Consider the following 13,116-nt stretch of genomic DNA (forward strand, 5'->3'; position numbering starts at 1 on the left):
GCCCTCCCGTCGTCGTCTCGGAGGGGGTCAGACGACCCGGACGTTCAGGGCCTCGTCGCCCTTGCGGCCGGGGCCGACCTCGAACTCGCAGGTCTGTCCCTGCTCCAGCGTGCGATAGCCATCGCCCTGGATGTTGGAGAAGTGGACGAAGACGTCGTCGCCGTCGGAGCGAGAGATGAACCCGAACCCCTTCTCGGCGTTGAAGAACTTGACGGTACCGGTGGGCACGGATGGACCTCTTTGCTTCTCTTCACGCCCACGCTCGTCGCGGGCGTCACACGAGATGCTAGGGGTTCGCGACGCTTCTGCGACCACGCCTGGGCGACCGCTCGGCGGCGGTCGTCGGGCCCCTCAGTGCGGGTCCCAGGCGTCGTCGTCGTCGGCCAGCGCGTCGACCTCGGGAGCCAGCTTCCCGGCCGCCAGGTCGGCCACGGTGGTGTGCTCCAGCACGGCCCGCAGGTTGGCCCGCACCGCGATCCACATGCGCTGCAGCGAGGCCAGGTCACCCGGGTAGGCGAGGGTCTCGGGGCGCTCGCCCCGCACGTCGGCCAGGGGGCCCTCGACGGCCCGGATCACGTCGGCCACGGTGACCTCGTCGGCCGGGCGGGCCAACCGGTAGCCCCCCACCGCCCCCCGCTGGCTGGCCACCACCTCGGCCCGCTTCAGGTCGGCCAGGATCGACTCCAGGAACTTGGGGGGGATGCTGCCCTGGGCGGCCAGGGCGTGGGCCTTGACCGGCTCCGGGCGGCCCCCCTCCGCGGTGGCCGCGGCCCGGGCCAGGGCGACGACGGCCCGCACCGCGTAGTCGACCTTGGCGGTGGTGCGCATGGCCGCCGATCTTGGCAGCCCCTCTGTAGCCTCGCCTCATGCCGGAGCGCCTCGTGGTCATCGGCGGGGACGCCGCGGGGATGGCGGCCGCGTCGCAGGCCCGACGCCTCCGGGCCGACCTCGACATCGTGGCCCTGGAGCGCGGCACCCGCACCAGCTACTCGGCCTGCGGCATCCCCTACCTGGTGGCCGGCGACGTCGACGGTCCCGACGCGCTGGTGGCCCGCACGCCCGAGGAGTTCCGCCACCAGCACCGCATCGACGTGCGCCTCCGCCACGAGGCCGTGGCCATCGACCTCGACACCCGCGCCGTCGAGGTGCGCGACCTCGAGCGCGACCGCACGTTCCGCCTCGGGTTCGACCAGCTGGTGCTGGGCACCGGGGCCCACCCCATCCGCCCCGACCTGCCCGGCATCGACCAGCCGTGGGTGAGGGGGGTGCAGACCGTGGACGACGGCGTCCACCTGTTGGCCCAGGCCCGGGAGCTGGGGTGCCGCGACGTGGTCGTGGTGGGCGCCGGCTACATCGGGCTGGAGATGGCCGAGGCCTTCGTCCGCTGGGGGGCCAAGGTCACCCTGGTCGAGGCCAACGAGGGCCCCATGGCCCGCACCCTGGACGCCGACATGGGCCAGCGGCTGGTGGGCCAGGTCCGGGCCCTGGGGATCGACTGCCGGTTCGGCCAGGCCGTCGAGGCCTTCGAGCCCGGCCGGGTGGTGACCTCCGAGGGGCCGGTGCGGGCCGACCTGGTGGTGCTGGGCCTGGGCGTCGCCCCCGCCAGCGAGCTGGCGACGCAGGCCGGCCTGATCCTCGGGTCGCGGGGGAGCGTGCGGGTCAGCCGCCGGCAGGGCACCAGCGCCGAGGGGGTGTGGGCCGCCGGTGACTGCGCCGAGACGTACCACCGGGTGTCGCAACGGCGCATCCACGTCGCCCTGGGCACGGTGGCCAACAAGACCGGCCGCGTCGCCGGGGTGAACATCGGGGGCGGCTACGCCACCTTCCCCGGCGTGGTGGGCACGGCCATCACCAAGGTGTGCGGGACCGAGGTGGCCCGCACCGGCCTGTCGACGGCCGAGGCCGAGCGGGCCGGGTTCGGCGTGGTCTCCACCCTGGTCGAGACCACCACCCGGGCCGGCTACCTGCCCGACGCCGAGCCCATGGCGGTCAAGGCCGTGGCCGAGCGGGGGACCGGCCGCCTCCTCGGCCTCCAGGTGGTCGGCGGGCGAGGGTCGGCCAAGCGCATCGACACCGCGGCCACGGCCATCACCGCCGGCATGACCGTCCACGACGTGGTGGAGCTCGACCTGGCCTACGCCCCGCCCTTCTCCTCCGTGTGGGACCCCGTCCAGGTCGCGGCCCGGGCCGTGGCCCGCCAGGTGTAGGGGTGCGCCGTCATCGGGCCGAAACGCGGGGGCGACGGCGTGGAAACATGCTGACGCCAACCTGTCGAACCTGATGGACGCCGCCCCCGCCCCGACCGACCCCACCGTGCTCGACGGCTCGGCGGTGCTGGGCTCCGGCCTGCGGGGCGCGGCCCTGGTCGAGGCGTGGACGGCCGCCGTCGACCGGTGGGTGGCTGCCCTCTTCGCCCGGGCTGTGGGCTCCCAGGACCCGGGCGGGACCCCGCCCTCCGGGGTCGCCCTGGTGGCCATCGGGGGCTACGGCCGGGGCCAGCTCTGCCCGGGCAGCGACCTCGACCTGCTCCTGCTCCACTCCCGGGCCGTCGACGTGGAGCCCATCGCCGATGCCCTCTGGTACCCCATCTGGGACGCCGGGGTGAAGCTGGGCCACTCCGTGCGCACCCCCCGCGAGGCGCTGGCCCTGGCCGCTGAGGACCTCGACACCGCCACCGCCCTGCTCGACGTGCGGGGCCTGGCCGGCGACCGGGCGCTGGCCGACGGGCTGGGCCGCGAGGCCGCGGCCCAGTGGGAGAAGCGGGGCAAGCGGTGGCTGGCCCGCCTGGCCGACTCGGTCGACCAGCGCCACAGCCGATCCGGCGAGGTGGCCTTCCTGCTGGAGCCGGACCTGAAGCTGGGCCGGGGCGGCCTGCGGGACGTGCACGCCGTGCGCTGGGCCGAGCGGGCCCGCCAGGTGCTCCTCGACGACGACCACGGCACCTTCGACGCCGCCGAGGCCGACCTCCTGGCCGTGCGGACCGAGCTCCACCGGGTCACCGGGCGGGCCTCGGACGTGCTCACCCTCGACCAGCAGGACGCGGTGGCCGACGCCCTGGCCGTGGACGGCGGAGCCGACGGGCTCATGGCCATGGTGGCGGCGCGGGGCCGCACCATCGCCTGGCGGTCGGACGAGACGTGGCACCGGGTGCGGGCCATGCTGGCCGGCCCCGGGTGGTCCATGGGGGGCCGGCCCCGGGCCATCGAGGACGGCCTGCTGCTGCGCGACCGCGAGGTCCACCTCACGGCCGAGGCCGACCCGGCCGCCGATCCGGCCGTCGCCCTGCGGGCCGCGGCCGCCGCCGCCCGCCTCGACACCCGCATCGACCGGGCATCGCTGGACCGGCTGGCGGCCGAGACCGCGCCCTTCGGCGACCCCTGGCCCGACGGCGCCCGTGACGCCCTGGTGGCCCTGCTCTCGGCCGGCCCGGCGGCGGTGCGCCAGGTCGAGGCCCTCGACCAGCTCGGCATCTGGCTGCGCCTCCTGCCCGAGTGGGCGCCGGTCCGCAACCGCCCGCAGCGCAACGCCTACCACACCTACACCGTCGACCGGCACCTGCTGGAGGCGGCGGCCGGGGCCGCGGCCCTGGCCGGGACGGTGGACCGCCCCGACCTGTTGGTGCTGGGGGCCCTGCTCCACGACATCGGCAAGGGCCGGCCCGGCGACCACACCGAGGTGGGCATGGAGCTGGTGGCCGGGCTGGGGCCCCGCATGGGCCTCGACACCGACGACACCGCCACCCTGGTGGCCATGGTCGAGCACCACCTGCTGCTGCCCGACGTGGCCACCCGGCGCGACCTCGACGACCCGGCCACGGCCGAGGCCATCGCGGCCAAGGTGGGCTCGCTGCGCACCCTGCGCCTGCTCCACGGCCTGACCGTGGCCGACTCGCAGGCCACCGGCCCGGCGGCGTGGGGCGGGTGGAAGGCGGGCCTGGTGGCCACGCTGGTCGAGCGGGCGGCCGTGGCCCTGGGAGCCGAGCCCTCCGGGCCCACCACCCTTCCGTTCCCCAGCGCCGAGCACCGGGCCCTGCTGGCCGGGGCCACCGAGGTGGTCCGGGGCGAGGGCGACGTCCTGACCGTCGTGGCCCGCGACCGGCCCGGCCTGTTGCGCCGGGTGGCCGGGGCGGTGGCCCTCCACGGCCTCGGGGTGCGCTCGGTGGAGGCGGTGTCCTCCGACGACGGCTGGGCCCTGGAGCGGATCTGCCTGGAGCCGCCGGGCGACGAGCCCGTCCCCTGGCCCCGGGTGGTGGCCGACGTGGAGGCCGCGGTGGCCGGCCGCCTGGCCCTGCGGGCCCGCCTGGCCGACCGCCAGCGCACCCACCGGCCCTTCGGCCGGCTGCGCAGCGCCCGGCCCCAGGCCCCCGAGGTCCGGGTCGACAACGCCGCCTCCCGCGACGCCACGGTGCTGGAGGTGCACGCCACCGACGCCCCCGGCGTGCTGGAGCGGATCTGCCGGGCCATGGCCGAGATGGACCTCGACGTGCGCTCGGCCAAGGTCCAGACCCTCGGCGACCGCGTGGTCGACGCCTTCTACGTGCGCGACGCCTCGGGGGGCAAGATCACCGACCCCTCCTACCTGGACGAGATCGAGCGGGCTCTCCTCCACGCCCTGGACGCCGGGTGACCGGGCCCGGCGCGGGCGGCGACCCGGAGCGACGGCGATAGGTTCCCGGGATGGACCGGCAGCCCCCGTCCGAGGTCGACCTGCTGCGCTGGAGCGAGGCCCTGGCCGGCATCGCCCGGACCGGCCTGGGCTTCACCGAGAGCACCTACGAGCGGGAGCGCTTCGAGGAGGTGCTGGCCGTGGCGGCCGACATCCACCACGCCGCCGGCCACCCGTTCGATCCCTCCCAGCTGGTGATGGAGTGGATGAAGCAGGTGGGCTCGGGCGTGCCCGGCTACGTCACCCCCAAGGTGGCGGTGGGGGCGGTGGTGGGCGACGACGAGGGCCGCATCCTCCTGGTCCAGCGAGCCGACTCCGGGGTGTGGCTGTACCCGACGGGGTGGGCCGACATCGGCTACTCGCCCTCCGAGGTGGCCCGCAAGGAGGTCCACGAGGAGACCGGCATCGAGTGCGAGGTCGAGCGCCTCATCGCCTGCTTCGACGGCATGCGCCAGGGCTTCAGCCGGGTGCCGCTGTACTCCCTGGTGTTCCACTGCCGGGCCACCGGCGGCACCCTGGAGGCCCACCCCCTGGAGTGCGCGGACGTGGGCTGGTTCGGGCGCCACGAGATGCCCGGCCCACTGGCCGGAGCCGACCGGTGGGCCGACATGGCCTTCGCCGCCATCGCCGGCCAGCCCCTGGAGACCTGGTTCGACAGTCCCCGCGACCCGCCCTGGCACCCGGGCCCCGAGGGCCCCTGAGGTCCGGGCTCAGGCCCGGCCGAGGATGTCGACCAGGGCCTCGACCACGTCCAGCCGGCCCCCGGAGCGCTCCCACGCTCGGCCCAGGTCGTCGCGGTCGATTTGGCCGGAGGCGTCGGGCGGCTGGCCCAGGCGCGCCGTGACCAGGCCCACCAGCACCTCCTCGTCGACCTCGTCGCCGTAGGCGGGGGCGGCCTCCAGGCCGGACCAGGCCTCGGCCGGGTCGACGGGCGGCGGGGTGCCGGCGGCCAGGGCGGCCACCACCCGGGGGAACAGCTCGTGGCTGATCACGGCGCTGGGCCGGGCGAAGTCGGGCCGGGGGTGGAGCCGCCACTCGATGGGCATGCCCCCGGGCCCGTCGCCCCGCAGCCACACCTGGCTGCCGTTGGCGTAGCTGTCATCGGGGATGCCGAGGTGCCCCTCGAGGGCCTGGACCAGCTCGGGTCGCAGGCGCCAGACGCAGGTGGCCACGGTCGCCATGGGCCGCACGCTACGCCGGACCCGGCCGTGGCCCGGGGACCGCGTCGGGTGGTGGCCGGGCCACGCCATGGGAGCCGGGACCGAGAGGCAGGCCCCCAGGGGGCTCCGGTAGGTTCCGGCCGATGCCCTACGACCGGTTGTCACCCCAGGACTCCGTGTTCCTCCACGTCGAGGACGACCACCAGCCGCTCCACGTCGGCGCCCTGGCCTACTTCGAGGCCGGGCCCCTCCTGGACGCCGAGGGACGCTTCGACCTGCCCCGGGTGCGGCGGCGCATCGAGTCCCGCCTGCACCTGGTGCCCCGGTTCCGCAAGCGGATCATGAAGGTGCCCTTCGACCAGGGCCGGCCCATCTGGGTCGACGACGAGAACTTCGACCTCGCCTACCACGTGCGGCTCACCGCCATCCCCGCCCCGGGGTCCGAGGCCCAGCTCAAGCTGCTGATGGACCGGATCCAGGCCCAGATGCTCGACCGCCGCCGGCCCCTGTGGGAGATCTGGTTCGTCGAGGGCGTCTCCGACGACCGGGTGGCGCTCATCCAGAAGACCCACCACGCCCTCATCGACGGCGTGTCCGGCATCGACGTGGCCACCGTGCTGCTCGACCTGGAGCCCGACACCTCCGACGTGGCCCCCGAGCCGTGGACGCCCGAGCCCGCCCCCGACCCGTCCGCCCTGCTGGTCGACAGCCTGGTCGAACGGGCCGTGGAGCCGGCCGAGCTGGTGCGCTCGGTGCGGGCCGCGGTGCGGGTGCCCCAGCAGGCGGTCGAGCGGGTGGGCCAGGTGGCCCGCACCGTCCTCGACCTGACCCGCACCACGCCCTCGGCCCCCTGGAACGTGCCGGTCACGCCCCACCGCCGCTTCGAGCCGGCCCGCGTCGACCTGGTGCGGGCCAAGGCGGTGCGGCGGGCGGCCGCGGCCCGGGGCGCGGACCTGGCCACCACCACCCTCAACGACGTCGTCCTGACCGCCTGCGCCGGGGCCATCCGGGCCTACCTCCAGGCGCGGGGCGACGCCGTCTCCCCCGAGCTGGTGTACCGGGCCATGGTGCCGGTCTCGGTCCGCGACGTGTCCGAGCAGATGGCCCTGGGCAACCGGGTGTCCATGATGACCGCCGACCTGCCGGTGGGCGAGCCCGACCCGCTGGAACGCCTCCGCTTCGTCCACGCCCACATGGCCAGCCGCAAGGACATGGGCACGGCGGTGGGGGCCGACACGCTGATGGAGCTCAGCGGCTACGCCCCGCCCACCCTGCTGGCCCTGGGCTCCCGCCTGGCCGTGCGGGCCATGCCCCTCAACACCGTGATCACCAACATCCCGGGCCCCCAGTTCCCGCTGTACTGCCTGGGGTCCCGGATGCTGGAGGCCTTCCCCTACGTCTGCGTGGTGGACGGCATGGCCATGATCATCGCCGTCATCTCCTACGACGGGACCCTGTCCTTCGGGCTCTCCGGCGACCGCAGCGCGGTGCCCGACCTGCACGCCCTGGCCGAGGGGGTCGAGATCGCCTTCTCCGACCTGGAGACGGCCCTGGGCCTGGCCCCGGCCCCGGCGCCGGCCGCACCCCGGAAGGGCACCCCGGCCGCCGGCCCCCCGACCGACCCCCGGAGAGCGGCGGCCAAGGCGAGCAAGGCCACCAAGGCCAGCAAGAGCACCAAGGCGACCAAGAGCACCGAGGCCACCAAGAGCGCCGAGGCCACCAAGAGCACCAAGGCGACCAAGGCCACCAAGGCGGGCAAGGCGTCCGGCCCGGCCAAGGCCCCCAGGGCGGCGAAGGGGGCGGCCCGATCGGGGGCGACGCGTCGCCCGGCGACCGGGGGCCGGCGGGCGACCGGCGGGGCCAGGAAGTCCTCGGGCCGGTGACGGCCTGGCCGCCGGCCCACGAGTTGGCCGACGCCGTCCGCTCCGGGGCCCGGTCGGCCCGCCAGGTCACCGAGGAGGCCCTGGCTGCCGTCGAGGCCGGCAACGGGGCCCTGGGGGCGTTCGTGGTCGTGGCCCCCGACCTGGCCCGGGCCGCGGCCGACGCCGTCGACGCCACCGTGGCCGCCGGGCAGGACCCGGGCCCCTTGGCCGGCGTGCCCATCGGGGTCAAGGACCTGGAGGACTGCGTCGGGCTGCCCACCTCCCACGGCTCCCGCCCCTTCCAGGGCCGGCCGCCGGTGGCCGTGGACTCCATCCACGTGGCCCGGTTGCGGGCCGCGGGGGCCGTCCCGCTGGGCAAGACCGCGGCCCCCGAGTTCGGCACCCTGAGCTGGACCCGGACCAAGGCCTGGGGCACGGCCCGCAACCCGTGGGACACCCGCCTCACCCCCGGGGGCTCGTCGGGCGGCTCGGCCGCGGCGGTGGCCGGCGGGCTGGTGCCCCTGGCCACGGCCAGCGACGGCGGGGGCTCGACCCGCAGCCCGGCCGGCTTCTGCGGCCTGGTGGGCCACAAGGCCAGCTTCGGCCGCATCCCCGACCACCGACCCACCGGCTCCATGACCTCGGTGGTCGGCGCCCTGGCCACCACCGTGCGCGACGCCGCCCGCCACCTCGACGTGGCCGCCGGGCCGGACCCCCGCGACCGCTCCTCGCTGCCCGCCCCGGGCCTCTCCTACGAGGAGGCCATCGACGCGCTCGACGTGGCCGGCCTGCGGGCCCGGTGGTCGACCGACCTGGGCTTCGCCGCCGTCGACCCCGAGGTGGCGACCGTGGCCCGGGCCGCGGCCGACGCGCTGGCCGAGGCCGGGGGGCTGGTCCTGGACGAGGAACCGGTCACCCTGACCGACCCGGTCCGCACCTGGCTCACCGGCGGGGCCCTGGACATGTGGCTGGCCCTGGAGGACGACATGTGGCCGGCGGTGGCCGACGACCTCACCCTCTACTCCCGCCGGGCCCTGGAGCAGACGGCCGAGCTCCCCATCCCCCGCCTGGTGGCGCCGGCCCGGCGCCGGGCGGTGCTGGAACGGGAGGTGGCGGCCCTCTTCACCGAGGTCGACGTGCTGCTCACCCCGACGACGGCCGTGCCCGCCTTCGTGGCCGAGGGCCCGCCACCGGCGGAGATCGCCGGCCGGGCCGTCCACCCGGCCATGGCCACCCCCTTCACCATGGTGGCCAACCTGTGCTGGAACCCGTCCACCTCGGTGCCGGCCGGGCGCACCGCGGCCGGTCTGCCCGTGGGGTTGATGGTCACCACCCGCCACCACCGTGACGACGTGGCCCTCCGCCTGACCCGGGTCCTGGAGCAGGCCCGCCCCTGGCCCCGCACCGCAGCCGACGCCTGACCCGGCCCGGGGGCGCGCCCTCGGTTCAGCGGCGGGGGCGCACGGGGGGAGGCCGGTGGGGGCGCGACGGCGGCGACCCGGCCCGGCTCCGGCGCGCCCGGACCGCCGGGTCCTGGCCGTAGTAGGCCCGGAGCAGGGCGTAGAGCTGCGGCCGGTCGGCCTGGAGCTCCACCGGCCGGCAGAAGAAGACCTCCGTGGCCACCGCGAACATCTCGCCCGGGTTGGTGGCCGCGTAGGCGCTCAGCAGGCGGCAGCCCACCCCGGCGCGCAGGGCCACCAGTTCCCGGGACCACACCTCGATCCAGCGGTCGCGGGGCACGTCCTCGGGCAGGGGCGGGGTGCCGTCGGCCACGTGGTCGATCAGGTCGAGGACGTGGGCGAACTCGTGGAGGACCACGTCGTGGCCCCACTCCGGCCGGCGGGCGTTGGCTCGGGCCGTGTCCCAGGCCAGCAGGATCGGGCCCCGGTGCTGGGTCTGGCCCAGGAGGGGGAGGGCCCCGTCGATCACCGTGCCCGCCGGCCCGGGGTAGCCCCGGGTGTGGCGGGTCATGGTGGTGGGGTGGACGATGATGGCCCCGATGTCGTCGTAGAGCCCCAGCCCCAGCTCCAGCACCAGCAGGGAGGCCTGGGCCGCCAGCACGGTGCGGATCTCGTCGGTCAGGGAGAAGCCGTGGGCCGCCTCCCAGCGCTTGGTGGTGAGCAGCTCCTCCATCAGGTCGGCCAGGCGGGCCCGTTCGTCGTCGTCGAGCAACTGCCAGTGCGCGACGGAGCGTTCCACGATGCCGGTCCACCCGTCGGGGAGGCCGGGGCGCGCCCGACGCCACCAGCTCACGGCCCGGTCGGCCCGGGGTGCGGGGGTGGTCGTGTCCGCTGCACCCCCCCAGTGTCGCAGCCCGGCGCGGTGGCCCGGCCTCGCCATCGTCCAGGGGGATGGCGACGGCGAGGCCGGGAGATCGGCGGCTGAGGGTCGGCGCCCGCCCGGGGACGGGCGCCGACCCGGGTCCGGCGAGTCAGGCCGCCCGGGGGGCGGCGGGGGCCGGGGCCTGGCGGGCCTCGACCCGGCGGATGAGGTCCTCGGCCACGTCGACGCGGCGCTCGGCCAGGTCGAGCTCGGTCCGGGCGTTGCGCACGGCGTCGTCGTGGCCGACCCGGTAGGAGAGGCTGGCCAGGATCTGGGGGAGGGGGAAGCGAGCCATGGACGGACCGTACGCTCGCTCTGTTGCCGGCGGCCGTCGCCCGCGTTGCCAGGGCGCGACCATCACCTGAAGCAAGTGTGTCGCCCGACCTCCGGCGGGGGCCCGGCGCGGCCAGGGTCCGCCGCCAGGGCAGGGCCGGTAACGTCGCCCCGTGTGACGCCGCCCGACGCCCCTGCCGACGCCGCCCCACCACCACCCGTCGAGGTGCGGGAGGTGACCGACGGGGCCGAGGTGCCGGGCCTGGTGCCTGCCTTCGCCCGCCTGGTGCCGCAGCTGTCGCGGTCGGCCCCGGCCCCCGACGAGGCGGTGCTGGGTGAGATCGTGGCCTCCCCGGCCACCCACCTCCTGGTGGCGACCGACGGCCACGACGGCACCGTCCTGGGCTCCCTGACCCTGGTGGTGTTCCGCATCCCCACCGGCCTGCGGGCCTGGATCGAGGACGTGGTGGTCGACGGCGAGGCCCGGGGTCGGGGGGTGGGCGAGGCCCTCAACCGGGCCGCCCTGGCCCGGGCCGCCGAGCGGGGCTGCCGCACCGTCGACCTCACCAGCCGCCCCACCCGCGAGGTGGCCAACCGCCTCTACCGGCGCCTCGGCTTCGAGCCCCGCGACACCAACGTGTACCGCTTCGACCTCTAACAGCGCTCGATGGAGCGTCTGACGCCAGGCGCGGGGCACCCGCCTTTGATGGCTTCCGCACGTGCCAGCACGATGGCTAGTACGCAGATATGCTTACGACGTGAAGATCGACCACCTGGTCCGCGGAGCCAAGGACGCCTCGGGGCTCCCCGTGCGGAGCTTGGCTGCCGCGGCTGGGGTCGCGGGGTCGACCATCACTCGCATTCAGGCCGGCGAGGTGGACCCATCCATCGGCACGCTGGCCCGGATCGTTGACGCGGCCGGCTACGAGCTGCGGATCGAGGCCATCCGTCGTGGTGCCGCGCCGCGCCCCTCCCTGGCCGACACGGCTGACGCCTGGGCGAACCGCAAGGGCCGGCTCCGGCTGGACTGGACCCGTTGGCGACTCCTGCTCGACCAGCTGGCGCTCCACCCGAAGCTGGTCCCCGAGGCGATCTATCGGACGCCTTGGCCAACCGGCGAACCGGTCGTCGACGCCCTCCTGGCCGCCGTGGCCGAGAAGCTGGCCGATGACGCCGGGCTGCCCCGTCCGGCGTGGACCGAGGCGGTCCCGAGCCTCGATGAGCCGTTCCGGCCCCCGACCGCTCGCGCCGCGCCCGGCCGTGGTGTTCCCGCACAGCTGGCGGCCAGGGGGTTGATGATCGACGTTGAGAGCCTGTGGCGAGATCGAGGGAGCATCGGTGTCTGACCAGCCGCTCGACGCCACGATGATCAGGGGGTACATCAGGGAGGTCGCCGACGAACTTCCAGGCGCCGGCCCACCGCGGACCCTGATCGTGGTCGGCGGCGCGCTGTTGGCGCTCATGGGGTTACGTGGTGCCACCCGGGACGTCGACAGCATCGAGCGACTCGATGATGACCTCGAGGCGGCGGTCGCTCGCGTCGGCCGCCGCCATGACCTGGCGCGCCGGTGGCTCAACGACGCGGCAGCTGGCTTCCGGCCGGCCACCTTCCAACCAGACGAGTGTGAGGTGCTGCTGGAGCACCCAGCCCTCCGGGTGCTCGGAGCGCCGCCGAACCAGATCTTCCTCATGAAGCCCAACGCCGCACGAGCAACGGACACCGACGATCTGGAAGCGATCTGGCCCCTGTGCTCGTACGCGTCGCCCGAGGCCGCGGTCGACTGGCCTGCGCCGGCAACGTGGACCCCGCCATCGCCAACACCTCGTGCAGCGGGGTGCCCCAGGAGCGCCTGGAGTTCTCCACCATCTTCGGGGCCGTCGACGGGCGGGCCACCGCCGCGGTGCCGGTGGAGGAGGAGGCCGGCTCCAGCGGCCGGACCCCCGTGGCCGACAGCGCCGGGACCGGGCCCTACGCCGACTGGCGCCCCCGCCGCGAGTACGAGATGGCGGCCAAGGTGGTCTGGCGGGGCCAGGTCTACGAGGCCAAGTGGTGGAACGTGGGCGCCCAGCCCGACGCGCCGGTGGAGGACGAGTGGGACGCGCCGTGGCGCATCGTCGGGCCCGTGCTCCCCACCGACCGCCCGGTGGAAGCCACCCTGGTGAAGCTGCCCGACGGGACCTTCCCCACGTGGACGTCGCGGGGCACCTACGAGGCCGGTGACCGGGTCCTGCACCGGGGCGTGGCCTACCGGGCCAAGTGGTGGACCCAGGGCGACGACCCCACTGCGGACGTGGACAACACGTGGCAGAGCTCGTGGGAGCCCCTGCCGGCCTCGGCCGTCCCCCCGCCCCGGGAGGGTGCCGTCGAGGAGCCCGACCGTGAGGGGTCCGAGGTGCCGGTGCCGGCCGACGAGGTGGCGGCCCCGGCGGGTGCCGGGCTGACACCGTCCCCGGCGCCCGCTCCGGCGGGCGCCGCGACGCGGTGCTCCGGGCCGTGGCGCGCAGATCCGGCAAGGTCTGGTGCGGTAGACGGGACGGGTCACAGAACGTTGGACCACAAACAAAAGCGGAACCCATCATGTGGATCAGGCGACGAGCTCACCGGGCCCCCGACCGGGGTGCGCGGCGTAGGCGGAGAGAGTCGAGCGGCATCGCCGCGGTGCTCATCGTGGGGGCGCAGATCGCCCGCGGCTTCGGTGGGCCACCCACCCCGGGCCCGGCCCCCGGCCGGTCCCGGCTCCTCGGCCGGTAGGGCCGACCTCCCGTCCCGGGCTCGGCCCCGGGAGCCCGCCGGCTTTCGAGCCCGGGCCGCGCACCGACCATGATGGGCGGCC

At 75.8% G+C, this 13,116-nt stretch carries 13 protein-coding genes; 8 read left to right on the top strand and 5 right to left on the bottom strand.

The features are described 5' to 3' along the window. Positions 1 to 27: 27 nt before the first annotated feature. Positions 28 to 228, bottom strand: a complete 201-nt coding sequence (locus tag VEW93_00705) for a cold-shock protein (GenBank protein ID HYI60303.1) — start codon at positions 226 to 228, stop codon at positions 28 to 30. A gap of 123 nt (positions 229 to 351) precedes the next feature. Next, entirely contained in the window at positions 352 to 828 is a 477-nt protein-coding gene (locus VEW93_00710; protein ID HYI60304.1) for an Rrf2 family transcriptional regulator, read from the bottom strand. A gap of 38 nt (positions 829 to 866) precedes the next feature. Between VEW93_00710 and VEW93_00715 the strand changes: the two genes are divergently transcribed. From VEW93_00715 to VEW93_00725, 3 genes are all read left to right on the top strand, one after another. Then, positions 867 to 2,207 (top strand): FAD-dependent oxidoreductase, encoded by a 1,341-nt coding sequence (locus VEW93_00715; GenBank protein ID HYI60305.1) that lies wholly within the window; start codon positions 867 to 869, stop codon positions 2,205 to 2,207. 73 nt (positions 2,208 to 2,280) lie between these two features. Then, complete coding sequence (locus tag VEW93_00720; GenBank protein HYI60306.1) at positions 2,281 to 4,626, top strand: [protein-PII] uridylyltransferase; 2,346 nt, start codon at positions 2,281 to 2,283, stop codon at positions 4,624 to 4,626. Positions 4,627 to 4,676: 50 nt separating this feature from the next. Next, positions 4,677 to 5,366, top strand: coding sequence for an NUDIX hydrolase N-terminal domain-containing protein (locus tag VEW93_00725; protein ID HYI60307.1), 690 nt, complete (start codon positions 4,677 to 4,679; stop codon positions 5,364 to 5,366). A gap of 9 nt (positions 5,367 to 5,375) precedes the next feature. Here the strand turns inward: VEW93_00725 and VEW93_00730 are convergent, their stop codons facing one another. Continuing rightward, on the bottom strand, positions 5,376 to 5,846 hold the full coding sequence (locus VEW93_00730; GenBank protein ID HYI60308.1) for a hypothetical protein: 471 nt from the start codon (positions 5,844 to 5,846) through the stop codon (positions 5,376 to 5,378). Between the two features lie 122 nt (positions 5,847 to 5,968). Here VEW93_00730 and VEW93_00735 point away from each other — a divergent pair, with 122 nt between their 5' ends. Continuing rightward, positions 5,969 to 7,708, top strand: coding sequence for a wax ester/triacylglycerol synthase family O-acyltransferase (locus tag VEW93_00735; protein ID HYI60309.1), 1,740 nt, complete (start codon positions 5,969 to 5,971; stop codon positions 7,706 to 7,708). After that, on the top strand, positions 7,705 to 9,108 hold the full coding sequence (locus VEW93_00740; protein HYI60310.1) for an amidase family protein: 1,404 nt from the start codon (positions 7,705 to 7,707) through the stop codon (positions 9,106 to 9,108). Before VEW93_00735 ends, VEW93_00740 begins: the two co-directional genes overlap by 4 nt. A gap of 25 nt (positions 9,109 to 9,133) precedes the next feature. On the opposite strand, the gene VEW93_00745 is transcribed toward VEW93_00740, so the two are convergent. Further along, positions 9,134 to 10,027 carry a M90 family metallopeptidase gene (locus VEW93_00745; protein ID HYI60311.1) on the bottom strand — a complete coding sequence of 298 codons (894 nt, stop codon included), beginning with the start codon at positions 10,025 to 10,027 and terminating at the stop codon, positions 9,134 to 9,136. Between the two features lie 91 nt (positions 10,028 to 10,118). Then, positions 10,119 to 10,304: a hypothetical protein gene (locus VEW93_00750; protein HYI60312.1), complete on the bottom strand. Its 186-nt coding sequence runs from the start codon at positions 10,302 to 10,304 to the stop codon at positions 10,119 to 10,121. A gap of 153 nt (positions 10,305 to 10,457) precedes the next feature. Between VEW93_00750 and VEW93_00755 the strand changes: the two genes are divergently transcribed. From VEW93_00755 to VEW93_00765, 3 genes are all read left to right on the top strand, one after another. Then, a complete protein-coding gene (locus VEW93_00755; GenBank protein ID HYI60313.1) occupies positions 10,458 to 10,940 on the top strand; it encodes a GNAT family N-acetyltransferase in 483 nt (160 codons plus the stop codon). Between the two features lie 100 nt (positions 10,941 to 11,040). Further along, the gene (locus VEW93_00760) at positions 11,041 to 11,628 is read left to right on the top strand and encodes a hypothetical protein (protein HYI60314.1); all 588 of its coding nucleotides are present in this window, start codon (positions 11,041 to 11,043) and stop codon (positions 11,626 to 11,628) included. A 453-nt stretch (positions 11,629 to 12,081) separates the two neighbouring features. Continuing rightward, positions 12,082 to 13,107 carry a carbohydrate-binding protein gene (locus tag VEW93_00765; GenBank protein HYI60315.1) on the top strand — a complete coding sequence of 342 codons (1,026 nt, stop codon included), beginning with the start codon at positions 12,082 to 12,084 and terminating at the stop codon, positions 13,105 to 13,107. The last annotated feature ends 9 nt before the right edge of the window (positions 13,108 to 13,116 follow it).

It is taken from the genome of Acidimicrobiales bacterium, from assembly GCA_035630295.1.
Taxonomy (GTDB): domain Bacteria; phylum Actinomycetota; class Acidimicrobiia; order Acidimicrobiales; family Iamiaceae; genus Iamia.